The following is a 21,487-nucleotide window of genomic DNA, read 5'->3' on the forward strand; positions in this document are numbered from 1 at the left end:
TCTGGCGCGTTCCACGTGAAACGTCACCACCCGGCATACCTCCTCTACTGCCTGAATCTGACTGAGAGACAAAGGGATCTGACGTGAGCGACGACCTGCCTCCCAACGACGGAGACGACGTCAACGAGACGCCCGACGAGACGACCGAGACCGGCGACGAAGTCGTCGACACGGCGCACGAGCAGGGCACAGCACCGATCGAGCGCGACGACGACGAGACCGACCGGGTCGAGGCCGTCGACCTCAACAACGAGATGCAGCGCAGCTACATCGAGTACGCCATGTCGGTCATCGTGTCCCGCGCGCTGCCCGACGTGCGCGACGGCCTCAAGCCGGTGCACCGTCGCATCGTCTACGCGATGTACGACGGCGGGTACCGCCCCGACCGTGGCTTCAACAAGTGCGCGCGCGTCGTCGGCGACGTCATGGGTCACTACCACCCGCATGGCGACTCGGCGATCTACGACGCCCTCGTGCGCCTGGTGCAGGACTGGTCGTTGCGCTACCCGCTCGTCGACGGCCAGGGCAACTTCGGCTCACGCGGCAACGACGGCGCGGCCGCCCCGCGATACACCGAGTGCCGGATGGCCCAGATCGCCATGGAGATGGTGCGGGACATCGAGCAGGACACCGTCGACTTCGTCCCGAACTACGACGGCAAGACGCTCCAGCCCTCCGTGCTGCCGAGCCGCTTCCCCAACCTGCTCGTCAACGGCTCGGCGGGCATCGCGGTCGGCATGGCGACGCAGATCCCGCCGCACAACCTGCGCGAGGTCGCGGCCGGCGCCGAGTACTACCTCAAGCACCCCGAGATCGGCCGCGAGGAGCTGCTCGAGCACCTGCTGACGATCATCAAGGGCCCGGACTTCCCGACCGGCGCGCTCATCATGGGCCACCGCGGCATCGAGGACGCCTATCGCACCGGCCGCGGCTCGATCATCATGCGGGCCGTCGTCAACGTCGAGGAAGTCGGCAACCGCCAGGCCCTTGTCGTCACCGAGCTGCCCTACCAGGTCAACCCCGACATGCTCGCGATGAAGATCGCCGACCTCGTCAAGGACGGCAAGATCTCGGGCATCGCCGACATCAACGACGAGACCTCTGGCCGCACCGGCCAGCGCCTCGTCATCACGCTCAAGCGTGACGCCGTCGCCAAGGTCGTGCTCAACAACCTCTACAAGCACACGCAGCTGCAGACCACGTTCGGCGCCAACATGCTCGCGCTCGTCGACGAGGTGCCGCGTACGTTGCCGCTCGATGGCTTCATCCGACACTGGGTCGACCACCAGATCGAGGTCATCGTCCGGCGCACGAAGTTCCGCCTGCGCAAGGCCGAGGCCGACATCCACCTGTTGCGCGGCTACCTCAAGGCCCTCGACATGCTCGACGAGGTCATCGCCCTCATCCGGGCGTCGCGCACCGTCGAGATCGCCCGCGACGGCCTGATCGACCTGCTCGGCATCGACGAGCTGCAGGCCGCCGCGATCCTCAACATGCAGCTGCGGCGCCTCGCCGCGCTCGAGCGCGAGAAGATCCAGCAGGACCACGACGCCCTGCAGGAGATGATCGACGAGTACCGCGCCATCCTCGACTCGCCGCAGCGCCAGCGCGACATCGTCTCGGAAGAGCTGCAGGCGATCGTCGACAAGTACGGCGACGAGCGCCGCACCGAGATCTTCCCGTTCGACGGCGACATGTCGATGGAGGACCTCATCCCCGAGGAGGACGTCGTCGTCACGATCACGCGCGGCGGCTACGCCAAGCGCACGCGGGTGGACCAGTACCGCTCGCAGAAGCGCGGCGGCAAGGGTGTCCGCGGTGCATCCCTGCGCGGCGAGGACGTCGTCGAGCACTTCTTCACGACGACGACCCACCACTGGCTGCTCTTCTTCACCAACCTCGGCCGCGTCTACCGCGCCAAGGCCTACGAGCTGCCCGAGGGCTCGCGCGACAGCAAGGGTCAGCACGTGGCCAACCTGCTCGCCTTCCAGCCCGGCGAGCAGATCGCTCAGGTGCTCGCCGTCCGCGACTATGCCAAGGCCGACTACCTCGTCCTCGCCACCCGCGGGGGCCTGGTCAAGAAGACCCGCCTCGCCGACTACGACTCGAACCGCTCCGGTGGCCTCATCGCGGTCAACCTCCGTGAGGGCGACGAGCTCGTCGGCGCGGGCCTCGCCTCGAACCGCGACGACCTGCTTCTCGTCTCGCGCAAGGGCCAGTCGGTGCGCTTCACCGCCACCGACGAGGCGCTGCGCCCGATGGGCCGCTCGACCTCGGGTGTCACCGGCATGAAGTTCCGCGACGCCGACGACCTGCTCGCGATGTCGGTCGTCGAGGAGGGCGAGAGCCCCGACGTCTTCGTCGTCTTCGAGAACGGCCTCGCCAAGCGGACTCCCGTCTCGGAGTACCGCCTCCAGGGGCGCGGCGGCCTCGGCATCAAGGTGGCCAAGCTCAGCGAGAAGGGCGGCGACCTCGTCGGCGCCCTGACCGTCATCGACACCGACGAGGTCATGGTGGTCATGGAGAAGGGCAAGATCGTGCGCTCGCGGGTCGACGAGGTGCGCCACACCGGCCGTTCGTCGCAGGGCGTGAAGTTCGCGACGCCGGACAAGGGCGACTCGATCGTGGCCGTGGCCCGCAACGCCGAGTCGGCCATCGCGGTAGAGGAGATCGAGGAGGGCGAGCCCGTCGACCAGCCGTCCGGCACGGGAGCGCCGGCTACGGTTCCCGGCCCCGATGGCGTACCGTCGGACCAGACGTCGGGTGACGAGGCGAGCTCGTCGGATGCCGACAACGGAGGTGACGAATGAGCGCGACCAGCCCTGAGGGCTCCGTGAGCAGGACCGGCACGTCCCCCCGGACAGGCAACGGGTCGGGCTCGGACAGCAGCGGCCAGAACGGCTCCTACTACGCCTCGAACGGCGCAGGCGGCAGCACGTCCGGTGCCTCGGGGGCGTCGAGTGCCGACCAGGGCACCGCGCTCTCGCGGGGAGCGGTCACCAACCGCACCGCCCCCACCCAGCGCGTCGGCGCGGGCACGACCACCCAGTCGGGTCAGACGGGCCAAGCCGCCGCGGCGACGGGTGCACGCACCACGACCGCACCACGCAAGCACAAGGGCCCGCGCCGGGTCCGCCTCGCGGTGGCGCGCGTCGACCCGTGGTCGGTCATGAAGATGAGCTTCCTGCTCTCGGTCGCGCTCGGCATCGCCGGCGTCATCCTCACCGCCGTGCTGTGGATGATCCTGTCGACGATGAACGTCTTCACCGACATCGAGGGCGTGCTGCAGTCGCTGCAGACGACGACGTCCGACCCGTTCTCCATCAAGGACTACGTCGGCTTCGGCCGGGTCGTGTCCCTCTCGATCGTCATCGGCGTCATCGACGTCATCCTCATGACGGCCATCGCGACGGTCATGGCCTTCCTCTACAACATCTGCTCGGCGCTCGTCGGCGGCGTGCAGCTGACCCTCACCGACGACTGAGGCTCGACACCGGCCGGGCCCGCAGACTCGGCCACACGGCATACGCAAAGCGGCCCCCACCCCCACAGGCGGGGGCCGTTTTGTAGGTTCGCGAGGGCATCGGGTAACGTTTCCCCTCGCGTCCAGTGCTCACCCCTGACGGGGTGGAACCGGTAGCGCGTAGGTGACGATGGGCCTATAGCTCAGACGGTTAGAGCGCTTCCCTGATAAGGAAGAGGTCGGAGGTTCAAGTCCTCCTAGGCCCACCATCACCGCCACCACGGAGAGGATCCATCGCATGCTGAAGCGTCTCGCCCTCATCGGTGGCGCCGTCGCCGGCATCGTCCTTCTGCGCAAGAAGGCGAAGCAGCAGCAGGCCGAGCAGGATCTGTGGACCCAGGCCACCGACGACGTGCACGCACCCGTGTCGACGCCGGTCCCGGCTCCCGCTCCGGCAGCGGACGACGAGGGCCCCACCTCGGTCTGAGGCCGCTCTCCCCCACCCGGGGCCATGGCGCAATTGGTAGCGCACCTGCTTTGCAAGCAGGGGGTTAGGGGTTCGAGTCCCCTTGGCTCCACCAGCAACGACCTCGTCCGTCAGGACGGGGTCGTCCTGCTTTCAGGGCGAAGGTGTCTGGGGGCCTGCACCTCGTGGGCGGGGTTGCCGCCGTAGCGGCTGCCGGCCGGCACCTCCGAGCCCTTCATGAGGAACGAGTCGGCCTCGAGGTGGGCGCCGTCGGAGATGGTCACCCCGTAGTGGACGAACGCCCCCACCCCCAACGTGACACCGGCCCCGACGCGGACGCCCTCGAGCTTGAAGGCGCCGTCCTCCATCGAGTGGCACTGGATGATGCTGCCCGGGTTGAACGTGCAGCCGTCACCGATCGACACGATGGTCTTCTCCGGGATCGCGAGCCCGTCGTCGAAGACCCGCCGCCCCAGGCGAACCCCCAGCACGCGCCAGACCAGTGGGCGGAAGGGCGTGCCGCTGAGCGAGGGAGGCGGCGCCCCGAGGAACTTCCAGTAGCGTTCGTGCCGCCAGAACCGGCGGTCGTAGATGGAGCAGAAGCGCGGCACGAGTCGACGGAACCCCAGGGCGGTCCACTCCCACAGGATGCCGAGCAGGATGCGCAGCACGCCGTAGCCGAGCAGGGCGGCGAGCAGGACGGCAGCGCTTCCGCTGCCGAGCGCGGGCGCGGCGAAGGAGGCGAAGAGCAGTCCGCACAGGAGGAGGAACCAGCGACTCAGCATGAACAGCGCGATGGTGACTCCGTTGTGCACGTTCTTGCCGTGCAACCTCTCGAGGAACGCCGCGTGGTCCCGCTGGTCGTCGAACACGGCATCCCGCTCGACAGACCGGGGGATCTCGAACGGCGGCGAGCCGAGCAGCCCGACGTTCTCACGCACCGGACCGTCGATCGGCACCATGGTCTTGGTGCCGAAGAGGACGTTCTCACCCGTTCGGCCGGCCGCGGGGTAGGCGACCCCGTTGCCGAAGAAGTTGCGGGGCCCGATCGTGACGGGAGAGATCCGGAACGACGAGCTCGAGTAGTCGGCGTCGACGATCGACAGGCCGTCCGACACCATCGTGCCCGACCCCACCGTGACGGCGAACGGTGTGTCGTGCTTCAGGGCGACCCCGAAGTTGGAGCCCGTCTGCACGAGGCCCGGCTGGCGGTAGCCGAGGACCCGCAGGTAGTGGACGATCAGCGAGCTGTCGCCGGTCAGGTTGAAGAACGTCTTGAGGTTCGTCAGCCGCGTGATCATGCGGTGCAGGCCGTAGTGGAAGCCGTAGAGCGGGTAGATCCGATCCGGCTTGATGAGCCGGTTGAGGAGCCGAGGGACGATCAGCACGGCCAGCAGACCTGTGAGCAGCCCACCGAGATACAGCACGAGGGACACCAGGACCGCGTCACGGTAGAACGTGGGGTTGCCGTGGTCGAGATGCCCGCTCTGGAGATAGGTGGGCAGGAGCGAGGCCAGCAGTGCGATGCCGACCGGAGCGATGATGACGAGACGGTTGAGCAGCACGAGGATGCTGTAGGTGACGCGGCGACGCCGGCCGCAGGCGATCTCGGGCACGGCACGGTAGTCCGCCCCGGCCGGACGCGCGGGCGACCCGTGCCAGACGCTCCCGGCAGGCACCGCCTGGCCTGTCTGCAGCGAGGAGGCGTGGCCCAGCTGGGCGCCGTCCCCCATCGAGGTGCCGATGTCGAGCACCGACATCTCCCCCAGGAGCACGCCTGAGCCGAGCGTCACGGGCCCGGTCTGGATGCGACCGTCGAACGCGCGGTAGCACGCGAAACGGGTGTCCTTGCGGATGGCGGTGCCGGAGCCGATGGTCAGCAGGTCCGTGCACACCGGCACGCTCGTGGCGAAGATCGACACACCGGACCCGATCCGGGCCCCCAACGCCTTCAGGTAGAGGACATAGAGGGGCGTGCCGACGAACAGCCGCAGCGGGTTGGTGTTGACGAGCGAACGCACCAGCCAGAAGCGCAGGTAGGCCACGCTCCACACCGGGAACTCCGTCTCCTTCCACCGCCCGACGAGCACCCACTTCAACAGGATGGGCGCGGTGCTGAGCAGCGTGAACGTCCCCAGCCCGAAGACGACCGAGCGCTCCCAGATCTGCACGAATCCCTCTGCGGCAACAGCCCAGCGATAGCCCACCAGGGTCAGGCAGAGCATGAGGTAGGAGTAGCCGAGGAAGGTCAGCACCTGGAACAGGCCGCACAGCGCCAGCCGGGCGGCGCTCGCCGGTCGCCGGCTCGTCTCCCTCCGGGTCGCGGGGAGGGGCAGCGCGGCCCAGGCCTCGCTGTCCGGGCTCGGACGGTCCTGCGTCACCGTCTCTGCCAGCCCACGGATCGTCGGATGCTGGTACATCTGCTGCATCGCCAGCGGCGGCAGGTCGGTGTCCGTCCGGACCCGCGCCGAGAACTGCGCCAGGAGAAGGGAATTGGCTCCGAGGTCGTCGAAGAAGTGTGCGGTGGCGGAGACCTGCGGCACGCCGAGGACGGTCTCGAGCGCCTGCGCGAGCGCGCGTTCGGTGTCGGTGCGGGGTGGGGAGTGCTCCGCCGACTCGCCCGCGCTGAGCCGGTGGGTCGGCGCGGGGAGGCGCTTGCGGTCGGCCTTGTCGCTCGGCAGCATCGGGATGGCGTCGAGGCGCTCGTAGTAGGAGGGGACCATGTATGCCGGCAGCTGCAGTTTCAGCTGCTCGTGCACGGTGCGGTCGGTGACGTCCACGGCTCCCGGCCGCAGGGTGTAGTAGGCCACGAGCTCCTTGGACGTCCCGCCCGGGGGCTGGTGGACGTCGACGACGGCCTGGGCGACGCCGGGGATCTCCAGCACGACCGACTCGATCTCGGTCAGCTCGATGCGGTAGCCCCTGATCTTGACCTGGGTGTCGATGCGCCCGGCGTACTCGATGAGCCCGTCCGAGGTGAACCGCCCCAGGTCGCCGGTGCGGTAGATCCGGCCTCCCGGGTTGTGGTCTATGCCCAGGAAGTCGGGGATGAAGGCGGCGGCGGTCTGCTCCGGCCGGTTGACGTACTCCTTGGCGAGACCGATGCCCGCGATGCCGATCTCGCCGAGCTCTCCCACGGGCAGGGTCCGAGCCTCCTCGGGGTGGAGGATGACGGCGGCATACGTCGGGAGCGGGACCCCGAGCGTGACGGGCTTGTCGGGGTGCACCACGTCCCAGCTCGCTGTGACCGTGGCCTCGGTCGGGCCGTAGACGTTGAGGAAGCGCAGTCCGGGACGGTGCCAGCGGCTGACCAGGTCCTTCTGGCACGCCTCACCCGAGACGAGGAGGAAGCGCAGGTCGGTCAGCTCGGGGTCGAGCGTCGCCAGGAGGGTGGGGACGCAGCAGAGGGCGCTGACCCGGTGGCGTTCGAGGTAGTCGGCGAGCTCCATGCCGAGCAGGCTGGTCCTGGCAGGCTTGGGCACGAGGGTCGCGCCGGCCGCCCAGGGGACCCACATCTCCTCGACCGAGAAGTCGAACGCCGTCGTCATGCCCTGGTAGACCCGGTCGTCCGGCTGGTAGCCGTAGACCTCCGCGGCGACCCGCACGAAGTTGCAGATGCTGGAGTGCAGGACAGCCACCCCCTTGGGTCGGCCGGTGGAGCCCGAGGTGTAGATGACGTAGGCCAGGTCGTCGGGCGGGTCGGGCTGCGCCAGCCGCGAACCGTCCTGCCGGTCGATCTCCTCGCCGGCGTCGTCCAGGCGCAGGATCGGTACGGCCACCTCTGCGACCGGCTCGAGGATGTGCCCCAACGACAGCACCCACGCGATGCCCGCGTCCTCGACGATGTAGCCGATGCGGTCGGCCGGGAAGGCCGGGTCCATGGGCACGTAGGCGGCACCGAGCTTGAGGACGGCGAGGATGGACGCATAGGAGTGCAACGGGTCATCGAGCACCAGGCCGACCCGGTGACCGGCGGCGACGCCCCGGTCCCGAAGGTGTCGGGCCAGCCGGTTCGCCCGCTGGTCCAGCTCGAGGTAGGTCAGCTGCACGGTTCCGTCGTCGACGGCGAGGTGACCCGGCTCGATCCGGCTCAGGAGATCGCACTGCTGCTCGAAGACGTGCTCCAGCCGATCGCCCGGGCGCCAGCGGGAGCGCTGGTCCGTCGCGGCGAGGACGGGTCCCGGACGCAGCTTCGCGTCCGGCGTCGCTCCGGCGGTAGCTGTCGGGCGAGGGAGCGTCACGAGTGAATACGCCCCTTTCACGGTGAAAGACGTTTTTTGCACCCGGCCATTCGGTCCTCTCTTGGGTGCCTCCCGCCTTTTCACTATGCGCGGCGGCCAATGCGCACGTCCTGCAAATGCCGTACTTCCGATGATCATTCCTGTGCTTTTGCATTGACCTGACGTGACCTTCGGATCGGGTTGGCGTTTTAAGTGAAGCGGGGGCTTCTGAGCCGTGAATGGTGGCGTTGGTCCCGCTTTGTGCTGGCCTCTCGACGTCCGCCCGATGCCGCGTCGAGTGCAGGACCTTCACCTCCACAACATCCCGTGCGGCGGTGTGGATCACGATCCACCAGGGGGCATCGGAGCCGCCCGTACGGGTCCGTGACGGGAGCGGACATGTCCACAGCAGAGACGATGGCGCAGACGAGTGGAGACACCGGAGAGTACGGGACGGGCGACATCTTCCATCGGCAGGAGTCGCAGGTACGCAGCTACTGCAGATCGTTCGACGCCGTCCTGAACAGTGCCCGGGGGAGCATCGTCAGAGATGTTCGCGGGCGCGAGTACATCGACTTCCTCGCCGGCGCCGGGTCGCTCAACTACGGCCACAACGACCCCGACCTGAAACGGGCCCTGCTGGCCTACATCTCGGGGGACGGCATCGCGCACAGCCTGGACCTGCACACCGCGGCCAAGGGGGACTTCCTCGAGGCCCTCGCGGCTCTGGTGCTGGCCCCGCGGGACCTCGAGTACCGCGTGCAGTTCACCGGCCCCACCGGCACGAACGCCGTGGAGGCTGCCCTCAAGCTGGCCCGCAAGGTCACCGGCCGCCGCAACGTCATCGCGTTCACCCACGGCTTCCACGGGGTGTCGCTCGGCGCGCTGGCGGCCACCGCCAACGGCCACCACCGCATGGCGTCCACCACCTCGCTCCCGGACGTGACGCGCATGCCGTACGACGGCTGCTTCGGGGACGACATCGACACGGCCGACCTGCTCGAGCAGTTGCTCGACGACCCGTCCAGCGGTATCGACCCGCCCGCCGCCGTCCTGCTCGAGACGGTCCAGGGGGAAGGAGGCCTGAACGTGGCCTCACCTCGCTGGTTGCGCAGGATCGCCGCCATCGCCAAGCGGCACGGTGCGCTGCTCATCGTCGACGACATCCAGGCGGGATGCGGGCGTACCGGCACCTTCTTCAGCTTCGAGCCCGCGCAGATCGTGCCGGACCTCATCACGATGTCCAAGTCGCTGTCCGGCCTCGGGCTGCCCCTGGCGGTGCTGCTCATCCGACCCGACCTCGACGTCTGGGAGCCGGGCGAGCACAACGGGACCTTCCGTGGCAACAACCACGCCTTCGTGACGGCCCGGGCGGCCCTCGAGAAGTTCTGGGCGGACGACCTGCTCAGCCAGACCGTCGCCGCGCACAGCAGGCGCGTGACCCGTGAGCTCCGGCGGATGTCGGCCTACGTGCCGGGCTCCCGGCTCAAGGGCCGCGGCATGATGCAGGGACTCGACGTGCTCAGCGGCGAGGCGGCGACCGAGATCAGGCGGCAGTGCCTGGCCGACGGTCTCATCATCGAGTCGTCCGGAGCGCACGACGAGGTGCTCAAGGTGTTCGCCCCCCTGACCACCCCTGATGACGTGCTGGCCCAAGGGCTGGGCATCCTCTTCGACGCGGTCGTCGCCTCGTCGTACATGACGGAGGACTTCCCGGCCCCGTCGCAGGGGGTGAAGGCCGCCAATGGGTGAATTCCCTGGACACCTCGTCATTCACGACAGCGCACGTCGGGGGATTCTCGCAAATGACAGAACAGACGTTTCCGATTTATCGTCAATAACGACGAATATCAAGACGGGCTGTTTCAGTGAAGTTCTAGCGGCATTCGCCACGGGGCGCTCCTGACACATGTCTCGCACATGGCAAAGGCCCGGTTCGAGACGAGTCGTTGCGGTGTGCTGCAACCTCCGTCTCGAACCGGGCCCGACCGGGGCGGGTCCCGACTCAGCCGGGCGCGGCCGGCAGGTGAATCGTCACGTGCCGGTCCTCGCCCTCCGCCAGGGTGACCAGGGTGGCGCCGGACTCGGTGGACGCCGAGTCGTACCACGCCTGCTGGCCGGTCTCGGAGTTCTCCAGGTGGATGCGGAACTGCCCGGCCGGGAGGACGACACCATCGAAGGTGTTGCGGCCGTAGACGTCGAAGTCGCCCATGTGTCGTCCTGTCGCGCTCTCGACGAAGCCGATCCATCCGCCGGCGGCGGGTGAACCGTCAGCATTCACCAGCTCGCCGGAGAGGGTGCTGGCCGGTGCGAGCTGGGCCGAGAAGGTCGCCGTCCGGCCCGGCTTGATCGTCAGCGCCGTGGCACCTTCGTAGGTCGTCGAGTTGCCCGACCACTCCGGCGCCCAGGCGTCACCGGAGGCGGCGGAGACGACAGGACGGTAGGTGCCGGCCGCGATCGGGCCGAGTGTGTAGCGACCGTCCGCGTCGGTCGTGGCGCAGTCGAAGCACTCGCCGCTGCGATCCATGAGCAGCCCTCGCGGGTTGACGGTCGCGCCCTCGACGGGGTTGCCGAACGGGTCGGTGATCCGGCCCGTGATCGTCACGGGCGGGTCGATCTTGACGTTGCGGATCGTCCTCGTCGCGCCGGTCTTGACCGTGACGAGGTCGGCGGTCGCCTGCGACGTCGCCTTGAACGCCCAGACATCGCCCGACGGGTAGGGGCCCTGGCCCATCCCCAGGTGCACGGCATACGACCCGGCCGGCAGGCCCGCGATCGTCCACCGACCCGACGCGTCGCTGCACGTCGCGACCTGGCCCTCGACCCGGTCACCGGCGTGCCCCACGTACGCGTCGGGGCAGGCGCCCTCCAGGGGCGTGCCGAGCTTTGCGTCGACGGCGAGACCGGTGATGGTCGAGCCCGCGGCGAGGGCTGCGTCGACGACCGTGGGCCGGCCGCGGGTGACGGTGAACGTGTCGGCGTCGGCCAGGGTGGCGTGGCCGTCGTAGTACTCCTGGACGAAGCGGCCCTCCAGGTCGGAGATGCGCGCCGTGAACGTGCCGCCGCCCTCCCACAGGTCGGCCTCGTAGTGCCCCGACGCGTCGGTGCACGCCTGGCCGACCGTCTCGGGCCAGTCGACGACGGGCATCCGGATGACGTCGACGCAGGCGCCGGCGACGGGGGCGCCGGTCGCGGCGCTCGTGACGCTGCCCTGAACCCGGGCAGCGGCGAGCAGCTGGTCGGAGGCATCGACCGTCTGGCCCTCGCCGACCGAGAAGACCGTCGCCTCCTCCCGAGTCGAGGCGCCGACGGCCCACTGGCTCACCGGGCCGGACGAGAGCTGGACGCGGTAGTCGCCGGGCCTGACGAGCGAGCGCCACGTTCCGTCGGGCTCGATCGAGGCGTACGTGCTGGGCGACCCGTCGTCGGGCTCGATGTCGACGTAGCCGTTGTCGACCGGCTGGCCGTCCGTCCCGCGCAGCGTCCCGGTGAGGGTGGCACCGGTCGCGAGGGCGACGTCGACGGTGGCCGGAGTGACGTACTCGCGTGCCGCGGAGAAGTCCGACGCGTCCTGGGCCCACTCGCCCAGGTGGACACCGTCGTAGGAGGTGAGCTCGAGCTTGTAGGCGACGCCCTCGGGCAGACCGTAGATGGCCCACCGGCCGCGGGTCGTGTCCTGCGAGTCGCTGCAGGCCGAGGCGGCGTAGTCGTAGGTCTCGGCGAGGTAGGCCGTGACGCACCCGTCGACGGGGTCCCCGGTCGAGGCGTCGGTGATGGTGCCCTGGAGCGAGACCGGCTCCTCGATGGTGAGGACGTCGTCGACGACGCTCTCCTGGCTGGTCGACGCCGTGAAGGTCGCAGCCGAGCCGCGGTCGGCCGCCCCGGTCGCCCACTGGTGGAACGGGGCACTGCTGAACTCGACCTGGTAGTCCCCCGGTGCCACGACTGCGGACCACGTGCCGTCGGAGACGTAGGCGTTGGCCGTGGGCGCTGCTGCGTCGACGGGCCAGAGCGCGACGTCGACCGCGTCGGCGGGCGACCCGTCGGCGCGCGTCAGGTGGCCGCTGACGACGGCGCCCCGCGCGACCCGGCTGGTGAGGGAGGCGGGGGCGGTCACCGCTGCGGCGGAGTCGAAGTCCGGCGCGTCGGGTGCCCATCCGGGCAGGTGGAGACCGTCGGTCGGCTGGATCTCCACCTTGTAGGTGCCGCCGGCCTCGGTGTTGGTCGTCGTCCACGTGCCGGTGTCGTCGGTGCATGCCTGGTCGACCCAGCCGTAGCCCGTGTCGTAGACGTTGACGCAGGCCGGGACGGCGCTCCCGTCGACAGCATCGACGACGGTGCCGGTGAGAGCTGCGGGCTCGGCGCTTGCTGGTGCGGCGACGACCGAGGTGGCGAGCAGCCCCCCGGCCAGTGCGACGCCCACGCGCTGCAGTGCTGAACGCATGTGAGTCTTTCTGTGAGTCCCCTGTGCCCTGGCTGCTACCGGGGCGAGCAGAAAACAGCAGCACGAACCGACACGAGTGGGACATCGGGAGGCGCGATCTGGAGGACTCCACCGACGGCGTGCGTGCGTCCAGGGCTGGGTCGAGCGCAGGTCCGGACCAGGGACCGGCCACGAGCAGGCGAGTCGGCGAAGCTGCACAGCCGATCCACGGAAACTTCCTCTGGCGAAACGGTCGCTCTGGTGCCATGCTCGTTGGAGCACCACGGCCGCATCCTCATCGGTGGCCGATTCCACGGGTGCACTGCGTGGAAGGAACCGAACTGACGCGCTTGATGTGATGCAATCTTCATCGAGCCCCTCGCGCAACCAGCCAGACAGGGTCTAGACTGGTGGAAGCGAAGGGTTGGGCACGCACGAACCGCGCCCAGCCCTTCTGCATGTGCTGGCTCGCGCTGTCCCCCTGTCGGTGCGAGCCAGCTCAAGCAGAGAAGGACCCGGATGCCCATGGCATCCGGGTCCTTCTCTGTGTGCGGACCTCGTGTCTGGCGGCGAGGCTCAGCTCGTGCTGTCGCCGTTCTCCTCGGCGAGCTTGGCCTTGGCCGAGCCGCGCGGGGAGGACTTCTTCGAGGCGCCGTTGATGGTGCCGCCCTCGACCGCCTCGGACGTGATCGCGTCCGAGTCCGGTGCCGCGTCGACCGCCGTGACCTCGCCCGCGGACGGGGCGGAGGTGTCGTCGGTCGGGAGGACGTCGGTCGCGTCGTCCACGGCCTCGCCGGAGCGGTCCTTCGCGTCGGCGATCGCGGACTGGCCCTTGGAGGCGAGGTCGCCTGCCTTGTCCTTGGCCGCGTCGGCGAGCTCGGAGCCCTTCTCCTTGGCCTTGGTCGCAGCGTCGGCGACAGCCTCCTTGGCGTGGCCGACCGTCTCGGCAGCCTTGTCCTTGAACGTCGCCGGCTCGGAGCCGACGGCCCCGCCTGCGGCCGCGCGGGAGTCGAGCGGCGTGGCCCACGGGTCGTCGGCCTGCTTCTGCTTGCGGAAGGCGGCCACCGCGGCGACCCCTGCGGCCGTCAGGCCGATGGCGATGAGCCACTTGCCCTTGCCGCCGCGCTTCTTGGCGACCGCGTCGCCCTTGAGCACCGCGTAGGCGTCGTGGGCGCGGTGCCCACCGAAGGCAGCCGTCTCCTTGGCCTGCGCGGCCGCCTGCTCGAGGTGCGGCTGGGCCGCCTCGCGAGCCTGCTCGGCTCCGGCGGCGAGGGCGGCTGCGGCGGTCGCGATGGCGGCGCCGACCTTGGGCAGCACGGTGTCGACGAGCGTCGACTGCGCGGCCTCCACCTTCGGCTTGGCGCGGTCAGCGGCCTCGTGCAGCGCATCACCCGCGGCGTCCTTGGCTGTTGCCGCCGCGTCGTAGAAGCGCTCACGCGCGGCGTCGGCCGCGTCCTGGATAGCCGGGGTGGCGGCCGCCTTCGCGGCATACGCCCGGTCCTTGGCGATCGCGGCAGCGTCGCCGGCGGAGTCGGCGGCGCTCTCACGCAGCGATCCGAGGCGGTCACTGGCGGCGGAGCCGAGATCGGTTGCCGTGGAGCGGGCCTGGTCTACGGCAGCCTCCGTGCGGGACTGCTTGGTTCGGAACATACGTCCTCCTAGGTCCTGTCGTCCTTACCCATCCTGCCAACATCGGCCACGCGCCGCACGAGCACCCGTCGAGAGTGCCCGAAGCCACATCTCGTGTGGATGGCGTATGCCGCGTGGATCGTTCGTTCAGCTCGTGGCCTCGTGCGGCGGCTGGGTCCCCTGCGGGCTCCGCGGCGCCGCGTCGGCGTCCTCGGGGCTCGGGGCGTCGTGATGCCCGGCGTGTCCGCCGGGGGCCGTCGGCGGGTGGTCCAGCCCGAGCACGGTGTCCTCCAGCGTCGTGTCGATGAGCGCCTCGCGCATCGGGACCGGCACGTCGCCGGCGGCCGCGTCGAAACCGCTCTCGTGCACAGGGGCCGGCGGGTCGATCGGCGCCGGCGCGTCGAGGGGGCTCGCCGACACGGGAGCCGGCGGCTCGGGGTCGACGGGGAACGGGTCGCCGCCGGTCACGTCTGTCGCCCCCGCGGCAGCGGCGGCACCCGTGGCGGTCGTGGGGCCGGACGTGTGGCCCTCGGCGACCTTGTCGACGCCTCGGTCGACGTGGTGCTTGACCTTGGCCACCTTGTCGGCGTACTTGCCCTCGGTCTTCTCGTCGATCTTCGTGGTGGCGGTCTCGACGTAGCCGTCGATCTTCTCGCGATTCTGGGCGGCGTAGTCGCCCGCCTTCTCCCGGGCCTGCTTCGCGGCCTGGGCGGCGGTCTCCTGCAGCTGCCTCGCCTTGGTCTCGAGATCGAGCTCCTCGGCCTTCTTCTTCAGCTTGTCCATGAACGACATCGGCACTCCGTCCTGTACCGGCGCACGGCCGGCTGCTCATCGGGTCACGTCCCCAACTGCTGTGGGGATGATCCTTCTCCTAGGCCAACGGTGGGTCCACCCCCGGCGTTCCGCATCTGCTCGTGCATACCCGGCCGGACGGCATACGTGCTCGGTCGTGCGAGGATTGGGCCCATGAAGGCAACCCTGCACACGAACCACGGTGACATCGTCATCGACCTCTTCGAGCACCAGGCACCGAAGACGGTGGAGAACTTCGTCGGTCTCGCCAAGGGCGAGAAGGAGTACAAGGACGACGCCGGGCGCACCAACCCGACCCCGTTCTACGACGGCCTGATCTTCCACCGCATCATCCCGAACTTCATGATCCAGGGCGGCTGCCCGATCGGTCAGGGCTTCGGTGGACCGGGCTACGCGTTCGACGACGAGATCAGCCCCGACAAGGACTTCACCAAGCCCTACATCCTCGCCATGGCCAACGCCGGCAAGCGCATGGGCAAGGGCACCAACGGCTCGCAGTTCTTCATCACGACGGCCGCGACCACGTGGCTGCAGGGCAAGCACACGATCTTCGGTGAGGTCGCCGACCAGGCCTCGCGCGACGTCGTCGACAAGATCGGTGCGGTCCCGACGGGCGCCAACGACAAGCCCCTCGAGGACGTCGTCATCAACTCGGTCACCGTCGAGGACTGACGCTCCGGCTCCACCGCTTCACAGGACCATCGCTTCACCGCACCACCGCACCACCGCCCACGGACGTGACCGGCAGGGGGAACCCCGTTGTCTGACAAACCGCCCAGCGGCCAGCCCGGCCAGCCCCCGCTCGAGCCGGGGGTCCCGCAGCCCGCTGCCGGTCCGTCCGTGTGCCCGCGCCACCCCGACCGCGAGGCCTACGTCCGCTGCCAGCGCTGCGGGCGTCCGGCGTGCCCCGAGTGCCAGCGGCCCGCCGCGGTCGGCATCCAGTGCGTCGACTGCGTCCGCGACGCCGCCCGGACCACCCCCAGCGCGCACACCGTCTTCGGTGGCCGCGCGACCGACGGCACGCCTGTCGTCACCTACACGATCATCGCGGTCTGCGCCGTCGTCTACTTGCTCCAGCGGGCCGACCCGTCGATCACGGACGAGTTCGCCTTCGTGCCAAAGCGCGGCTGGACCGAGCCGTACCGGTTCGTCACCGCGGCCTTCCTCCACTCGCCGGCGATCATCTTCCACATCCTGCTCAACATGTTCGCCCTGTGGAGCCTCGGCCAGTACCTCGAGCCGATGCTCGGTCGGGCGCGCTTTGCCGCCCTTTACCTCATAAGCGGCATTGGCGGACAGGTCGGCGTCGTCCTGCTGGCGGCCACTCCCTCGACCATCGAGGTGCTGACCCACCAACCGTTGGCTTGGAACAACGGTGTTGTCGGCGCATCTGGAGCCATCTTCGGCCTTTTCGGGGCCCTGCTCGTGCTCAATCGGCACCTCGGGCGGTCCTCCGCCGCGATGTACGCGATGATCGCCATCAACGCGGCCTTCGGCTTCCTCTACCCGGGCATCTCGTGGCAGGCCCACCTCGGCGGCTTCGTCACCGGCGTCATCTGCGCCGGCGCCATCGTGGTGTTCCGGCGGCAGGGGGTGCGCCACCTCGTGTGGGCCGCGTTCGGCGCCGTGCTCGTGCTCCTCGTCGTCGTCACGGTGGCCAAGTACCTCACCGTGCCCGAGAACATCCGCGACCTGACCATCTTCGGCTGAGGGCCCCGTGCACCTGGTCTGCATCACCGGGCCACCTGCCGTCGGCAAGATGACGGTCGGCCGGGCGGTGTGCGACCTGACCGGGTTCCGGCTCTTCCACAACCACATGTCGATCGAGCCGCTGCTCGGGGTCTACGACTTCGGCACCCCCTCCTTTCGACGGATCAACGCGATGATCCGGCGTGAGGTCATCGCCGAGTCCGTCGTCGCGGACCTGCCCGGGCTCGTGTTCACCTTCGCCATCGACCTCGACCAACCCGGCGACCTCGAGCAGCTGCACGAGCTCATCGAGCCCGTCGAAGCGGCCGGCGCGCCCGTCGACCTCGTCGAGCTGCACGCAGCGCAGGAGGTGCGCCTCGCGCGCGAGGGCGGTGCGGACCGGATGGACCACAAGCGCAGCAAGCGCGACATCGACTGGGCCCGCTCACACACGCTCGACCTCGAGTCGCGCGCCCGCTTCAACACCGACCCGGCACGCGACGGTGAGCGGCTGCTGCCGGGGCACCGCCACCTCCGACTCGACAACGAGCACGGCGACGCCCGGGCGACGGCGGAGCGGATCGTCACCGAGCTGGCCCTGCCGCGACGCTGAGCGTCAGCCCCACCCACAGGTCGTGGAGGAGTTGTCCACCGGCTGTGGACAACCCTGTGGATGTAGTTACACACGTGTCATTCATCCCCAGCTGGGGACAACTTTGTGGATAACCTCGCGGCTGCGCGCTGGAGGTTGTGCACGGCCGTCATCCACAGCTGTGGACCGAAAAGCACGACGCCGGCCGTCCACAGGTGTGGACAGCCGGCGTCGAGGCGGTTGTGGGCAGAGCGAGCGGTCAGCGCCACCGCATCGTCATGATGAACCCACCCATGAGCAGGACGAACCCCACTCCGAGGTTCCAGACCCCGATGGAGCCGATGGGGTACTTGTACTCGGTCACGTAGTAGACGACGATCCACAGCAGCCCGAGGACGAGCAGCGTGATGAAGACGGGCGCCCACCAGGTGGGGTTGGGCTCGGCGGCCTTGCTCGTGCGGGGCGGGGTGTATGCCGCCGCCTTGTGGTCGCGGCCTTTGGACTCGGGCACTGCGTTCTCCTTGCTCTGAGTTGAGGCAAGGGTAACCAATGACACGCCCGGCGTCCCCGCCCGCGTGGACGCTCGCCCCACCACCGGTCGGTCCACAGGCCGTGACGAGGCACAATGGAGGCGGCGCGGACGGTCCGCGCGAGCGAGGTCACCCGTGAAGCAGGACGCCGAACCGCCCGAGGCGACGGAGCCCCCCGAGCCTTCGGAGCCATCCCAGCCTGAGCAGGCGAAGGTCGAGGACGCCGTCGAGGCCGCTCCCGCGTCGAGTCGATCGCGGCGCCGGCTCACCTGGGGCCTGCTCGTGCCCGTCGTCATGGGCGCCGCGGGCCTGATGTTCGCGATGAGCTTCCAGGCCGCGCAGGGCCGCGACCTCCGGGCCGACCGGGACCTGCCGCAGCTGATCATGGAGGGCGACGCGCGCGTGGCCGAGAAGGCCAGCGCCCTCGACGGGCTGCAGAAGGAGGTCGAGGCCCTCACCCGGACGAACGCCCCGACCGACGACCACCTCTCGAGCCTGACCCGGGCCGCCGACGAGCTCGCCGCCCCGGCCGCGACGACCAAGGTCCGTGGCGCCGCGCTCGAGGTCACCCTCGACGACGCGAAGCGCACCGCCGACTCCCTGCCCGACGGCTTCACGGCCGACGACATCGTCGTGCACCAGCAGGACGTCCAGGGCGTCGTCAACGCCCTGTGGGCCTCGGGCGCCGAGGCGATGATGATCCAGGACCAGCGGGTCATCTCCACCAGCGCCGTCCGCTGCGTCGGCAACACCCTGATCCTGCAGGGTCGGGTCTACGCCCCGCCCTACCGCATCACCGCCATCGGTGACATCGACCGGATGGAGCGCGGCCTCGACGCCGACCCGTCCGTCACCATCTACAAGCAGTACGTCGACGCCGTCGGCCTCGGCTACGGGCTGCACACCATCGGCTCGATCGAGTTCCCCGCCTACTCGGGCTCCGTCGACTTCCAGTACGCCTCACCGATCCGCTGAGCGCGCCACCCACTCCCACAGAGGCCCGCATGACCCGCATCCTCGTCGTCGACAACTACGACAGCTTCGTCTACACGATCGTCGGCTACCTCGAACAGCTCGGTGCCGACTGCACCGTCGTGCGCAACGACGCCGTCGAGGCGTCCGATGCCGGCGCCTACGACGGGGTGCTCGTCTCGCCGGGACCCGGCACCCCCGACCAGGCCGGCGTCTCGATGGAGATCATCCGCGAGTGCGCCCGCCTCGCCAAGCCGATGTTCGGCGTGTGCCTGGGGCACCAGGCGCTGGGCGCCGTGGTGGGCGCCACCGTGGGACGGGCGCCCGAGCTGCTCCACGGCAAGACCTCGCTCGTGCACCACGACGGGACAGGCGTCCTCGAGGGCCTGCCCAGCCCCTTCACCGCGACGCGCTACCACTCCCTCACCATCGACCCGGAGACGCTGCCGGCCGAGCTGGTCGCCACCGGGCACACCGACTCGGGCCTGGTCATGGCGGTGCGTCACCGCGACCTGCCGCTGCACGGCGTCCAGTTCCACCCGGAGAGCGTCCTCACCGAGGGCGGACACCGGATGCTCGCGAACTTCCTCGCCCTGTGCGGCGACGCGCAGGCCGTGGAGCGCTCGGTCGGGCTCAGCCCCCTCGTGACCGCAGCCGTCTGACCCACCCGGCGACACGGCATACGAAAGGGCCCTCCCGCTCGGAAGGGCCCTTTCGTATGCCGTGTGCGTGACCTAGGGGGTCGGCGTCGCGGTCCCCGTGTCGGTCGTCGCCGGCGGGGTCGTCGGTGTCGGCGTGATCGTGACCGTCGACGGGGTCGGGGTGGGCGTGCGGGCCACCTTGACCGTGATCGGGGTGCCGAGCTTGACGACGTCACCCGCCCGGTCGACCGAGAGCACCTCGTCGGGGTTCTTGTCGGAGTCGACGGTCTCCTTGCGCGGCTCGAGGCCGGCCTTCTGGAGGGCCACCGCAGCCAGGGCCCAGTCCTGCCCGACGAGGTTGTCGGGCACCTTGACGTTGCCGGTGGCGTAGAAGATCTTGATCTTCGAGCCCTTGGCGACGACGGCCTGCGCCGCCGGATCCGTCTTCGTCACCTTGTTCTTGTCCTGGTCCGGGGTGTTCTCCTCCTGGAAGCCGGACACGACGAAGCCCTGCTTCTCGAGCTCGGCCCGCGCCGCGTCCTTGTCGAAGCCGGTGACGTCGGGGACGGTGAGGTTCTCGGGACCGGTCGACACGACGTACTTGACGATCGACTGCTCGGCGATCCTCGTGCCCGACTTCGGGTCCTGGCTGATCACCTCGCCCTCGCTGACCGAGGTGCTCGCCGCGGTCGACTTCTCGCCCCGCAGGTTGTTGGTGGCCAGGGTCCGGGCGGCGACGTCCTCCTTCATCCCCTCGATGGTGGGCACCGAGACCAGGGTGACCGACGGCGTCTGGTTGCCGAACCACGTCACGGCGCCCCAGCCGACGAGAGCCAGCACGGCAATGACGAGCCCGGTGATGAGAACCGCCTTGCCCTTGCTGCCGTTCCGGTCGTCGCCGTCGCCCTCGTCGTGGCCGACGGCGGGCAGGCCGGCAGTGTTGTCGTAGCGCTCGCGGCCCGCGGCGACAGGCGCCTGCACGGCGGTCGGGGTTCCTGCGACGGCATACGCCTGCGGGAGGGTCTGCGTGGCCGCGGCGCCGACGGCGGCCGCCGTGCCGAGCGCGGCCGCACTGATCTGGCGGCCGAGCCGGACGTTCTCGAGGTCGGCCCGGAAGGCCGTGGCGTTCTGGTAGCGCGCCTCGCGGTCCTTGGCGAGGGCGTGCAGGGTGACGGCGTCGAGGTCGCCGCCGACCGCGTCGTTGAAGACGCTCGGCGGCTGCGGCAGCTCGCCGACGTGCTGGTAGGCGATGGCGACGGGCGAGTCGCCCGTGAACGGCGGACGCCCGGCGAGCAGCTCGAACAGCAGGCAGCCGGTCGAGTAGAGGTCGGAGCGCTCGTCGACCGTCTGGCCCTGGGCCTGCTCCGGAGAGAGGTACTGCGCCGTGCCCACGACCGACTGGGTCTGGGTCATGGTGGCCGCGGTGTCGGCGATGGCACGCGCGATGCCGAAGTCCATCACCTTGACGTGCCCGCTGCTCGTGATCATGACGTTGGCCGGCTTGATGTCACGGTGGACGATGCCCATCCGGTGGCTGTAGGCGAGGGCGTCGAGGATGCCCTCCGTCACGCGGATCGCCTCGGCCGGATCGAACTGCTCGTGCTCGGTCAGCTGCTGGCGCAGGGTCTCGCCGTCGACGTACTCCATGACGATGTAGGGCAGCGTCGTTCGGGTGCCGTTGGGTCCCTCGACGGCGCTGTCGTCCTCGCCGGAGTCGAAGATGGCGACGATCGCCGGGTGGTTGAGGCCCGCTGCGGACTGTGCCTCACGACGGAAGCGCATGAGGAAGTTCGCGTCCCGTGCGAGGTCCGAGCGCAGCATCTTGATGGCGACCTGGCGCCCGAGACGGGTGTCGTGGCCGAGGTGCACGTCGGCCATGCCGCCACGGCCGATCAGCTCGCCGACCTCGTAGCGTCCGCCGAGGACACGGGGTGCGGTGCTCACGTCGTTGGCCTCTGCTCGTTCGGGTGCTGGGTCATCCTGGTCCGCTCGTCGTGCGCCTGCGTCGCGCTGGTCGGGCTGGTCGGGCTGGTCGAGCCGGTCGGTCAT

The 21,487-nt window shown here is 69.7% G+C and carries 15 protein-coding genes and 2 tRNA genes; 11 read left to right on the top strand and 6 right to left on the bottom strand.

Annotation, left to right across the window (positions count from 1 at the left end):
* The first annotated feature begins 83 nt into the window (after positions 1–83).
* From gyrA to ABD831_RS05515, 5 genes are all read left to right on the top strand, one after another.
* On the top strand, positions 84–2,810 hold the full coding sequence (gyrA, locus tag ABD831_RS05495; RefSeq protein ID WP_344942677.1) for a DNA gyrase subunit A: 2,727 nt from the start codon (positions 84–86) through the stop codon (positions 2,808–2,810).
* The gene (locus ABD831_RS05500) at positions 2,807–3,484 is read left to right on the top strand and encodes a DUF3566 domain-containing protein (protein ID WP_344942681.1); all 678 of its coding nucleotides are present in this window, start codon (positions 2,807–2,809) and stop codon (positions 3,482–3,484) included. Before gyrA ends, ABD831_RS05500 begins: the two co-directional genes overlap by 4 nt.
* 171 nt (positions 3,485–3,655) lie before the next feature.
* Positions 3,656–3,732, top strand: a tRNA-Ile gene (locus ABD831_RS05505).
* Between the two features lie 29 nt (positions 3,733–3,761).
* Positions 3,762–3,950: a DLW-39 family protein gene (locus ABD831_RS05510; RefSeq protein WP_344942683.1), complete on the top strand. Its 189-nt coding sequence runs from the start codon at positions 3,762–3,764 to the stop codon at positions 3,948–3,950.
* An 18-nt stretch (positions 3,951–3,968) separates the two neighbouring features.
* Positions 3,969–4,044, top strand: a tRNA-Ala gene (locus ABD831_RS05515).
* A 16-nt stretch (positions 4,045–4,060) separates the two neighbouring features.
* On the opposite strand, the gene ABD831_RS05520 is transcribed toward ABD831_RS05515, so the two are convergent.
* Positions 4,061–8,170 carry a Pls/PosA family non-ribosomal peptide synthetase gene (locus tag ABD831_RS05520; protein ID WP_344942686.1) on the bottom strand — a complete coding sequence of 1,370 codons (4,110 nt, stop codon included), beginning with the start codon at positions 8,168–8,170 and terminating at the stop codon, positions 4,061–4,063.
* 378 nt (positions 8,171–8,548) lie between these two features.
* Between ABD831_RS05520 and ectB the strand changes: the two genes are divergently transcribed.
* Positions 8,549–9,901: a diaminobutyrate--2-oxoglutarate transaminase gene (ectB, locus tag ABD831_RS05525; protein WP_344942689.1), complete on the top strand. Its 1,353-nt coding sequence runs from the start codon at positions 8,549–8,551 to the stop codon at positions 9,899–9,901.
* A 253-nt stretch (positions 9,902–10,154) separates the two neighbouring features.
* On the opposite strand, the gene ABD831_RS05530 is transcribed toward ectB, so the two are convergent.
* From ABD831_RS05530 to ABD831_RS05540, 3 genes are all read right to left on the bottom strand, one after another.
* Positions 10,155–12,593, bottom strand: coding sequence for an MSCRAMM family protein (locus ABD831_RS05530; protein ID WP_344942691.1), 2,439 nt, complete (start codon positions 12,591–12,593; stop codon positions 10,155–10,157).
* Between the two features lie 555 nt (positions 12,594–13,148).
* Positions 13,149–14,222, bottom strand: coding sequence for a hypothetical protein (locus ABD831_RS05535; protein ID WP_344942695.1), 1,074 nt, complete (start codon positions 14,220–14,222; stop codon positions 13,149–13,151).
* Between the two features lie 126 nt (positions 14,223–14,348).
* Entirely contained in the window at positions 14,349–14,993 is a 645-nt protein-coding gene (locus ABD831_RS05540; protein WP_344942698.1) for an antitoxin, read from the bottom strand.
* 174 nt (positions 14,994–15,167) lie between these two features.
* Between ABD831_RS05540 and ABD831_RS05545 the strand changes: the two genes are divergently transcribed.
* The 3 genes from ABD831_RS05545 to ABD831_RS05555 all read left to right on the top strand — a co-directional run bounded on the left by ABD831_RS05545 (position 15,168) and on the right by ABD831_RS05555 (position 17,316).
* Positions 15,168–15,686 (top strand): peptidylprolyl isomerase, encoded by a 519-nt coding sequence (locus ABD831_RS05545; protein ID WP_142175353.1) that lies wholly within the window; start codon positions 15,168–15,170, stop codon positions 15,684–15,686.
* Positions 15,687–15,773: 87 nt separating this feature from the next.
* A complete protein-coding gene (locus ABD831_RS05550) occupies positions 15,774–16,724 on the top strand; it encodes a rhomboid family intramembrane serine protease (protein ID WP_344942702.1) in 951 nt (316 codons plus the stop codon).
* Between the two features lie 7 nt (positions 16,725–16,731).
* Positions 16,732–17,316, top strand: coding sequence for a DEAD/DEAH box helicase family protein (locus ABD831_RS05555; protein ID WP_344942705.1), 585 nt, complete (start codon positions 16,732–16,734; stop codon positions 17,314–17,316).
* A 238-nt stretch (positions 17,317–17,554) separates the two neighbouring features.
* On the opposite strand, the gene ABD831_RS05560 is transcribed toward ABD831_RS05555, so the two are convergent.
* A complete protein-coding gene (locus tag ABD831_RS05560; protein ID WP_020141592.1) occupies positions 17,555–17,806 on the bottom strand; it encodes a cell division protein CrgA in 252 nt (83 codons plus the stop codon).
* A gap of 154 nt (positions 17,807–17,960) precedes the next feature.
* On the opposite strand from ABD831_RS05560, the gene ABD831_RS05565 reads away from it, so the two are divergent.
* The gene (locus ABD831_RS05565) at positions 17,961–18,800 is read left to right on the top strand and encodes a DUF881 domain-containing protein (protein WP_344942709.1); all 840 of its coding nucleotides are present in this window, start codon (positions 17,961–17,963) and stop codon (positions 18,798–18,800) included.
* A gap of 29 nt (positions 18,801–18,829) precedes the next feature.
* Complete coding sequence (locus ABD831_RS05570; RefSeq protein WP_344942711.1) at positions 18,830–19,459, top strand: aminodeoxychorismate/anthranilate synthase component II; 630 nt, start codon at positions 18,830–18,832, stop codon at positions 19,457–19,459.
* A 72-nt stretch (positions 19,460–19,531) separates the two neighbouring features.
* Here the strand turns inward: ABD831_RS05570 and pknB are convergent, their stop codons facing one another.
* A complete protein-coding gene (gene pknB, locus ABD831_RS05575) occupies positions 19,532–21,487 on the bottom strand; it encodes a Stk1 family PASTA domain-containing Ser/Thr kinase (protein ID WP_344942714.1) in 1,956 nt (651 codons plus the stop codon).

The organism is Terrabacter ginsenosidimutans (genome assembly GCF_039539425.1).
GTDB classification, from domain to species: domain Bacteria; phylum Actinomycetota; class Actinomycetes; order Actinomycetales; family Dermatophilaceae; genus Terrabacter; species Terrabacter ginsenosidimutans.

Coding starts and splice junctions, on each gene's coding strand:
- ABD831_RS05535 (WP_344942695.1), bottom strand. CDS start 14,222: ATGTTCCGAACCAAGCAGTCCCGCACGGAGGCTGCCGTAGACCAGGCC.
- ABD831_RS05500 (WP_344942681.1), top strand. CDS start 2,807: ATGAGCGCGACCAGCCCTGAGGGCTCCGTGAGCAGGACCGGCACGTCC.
- ABD831_RS05545 (WP_142175353.1), top strand. CDS start 15,168: ATGAAGGCAACCCTGCACACGAACCACGGTGACATCGTCATCGACCTC.
- ABD831_RS05510 (WP_344942683.1), top strand. CDS start 3,762: ATGCTGAAGCGTCTCGCCCTCATCGGTGGCGCCGTCGCCGGCATCGTC.
- ectB (WP_344942689.1), top strand. CDS start 8,549: ATGTCCACAGCAGAGACGATGGCGCAGACGAGTGGAGACACCGGAGAG.
- ABD831_RS05540 (WP_344942698.1), bottom strand. CDS start 14,993: ATGTCGTTCATGGACAAGCTGAAGAAGAAGGCCGAGGAGCTCGATCTC.
- ABD831_RS05530 (WP_344942691.1), bottom strand. CDS start 12,593: ATGCGTTCAGCACTGCAGCGCGTGGGCGTCGCACTGGCCGGGGGGCTG.
- pknB (WP_344942714.1), bottom strand. CDS start 21,487: ATGACCGACCGGCTCGACCAGCCCGACCAGCCCGACCAGCGCGACGCA.
- ABD831_RS05570 (WP_344942711.1), top strand. CDS start 18,830: ATGACCCGCATCCTCGTCGTCGACAACTACGACAGCTTCGTCTACACG.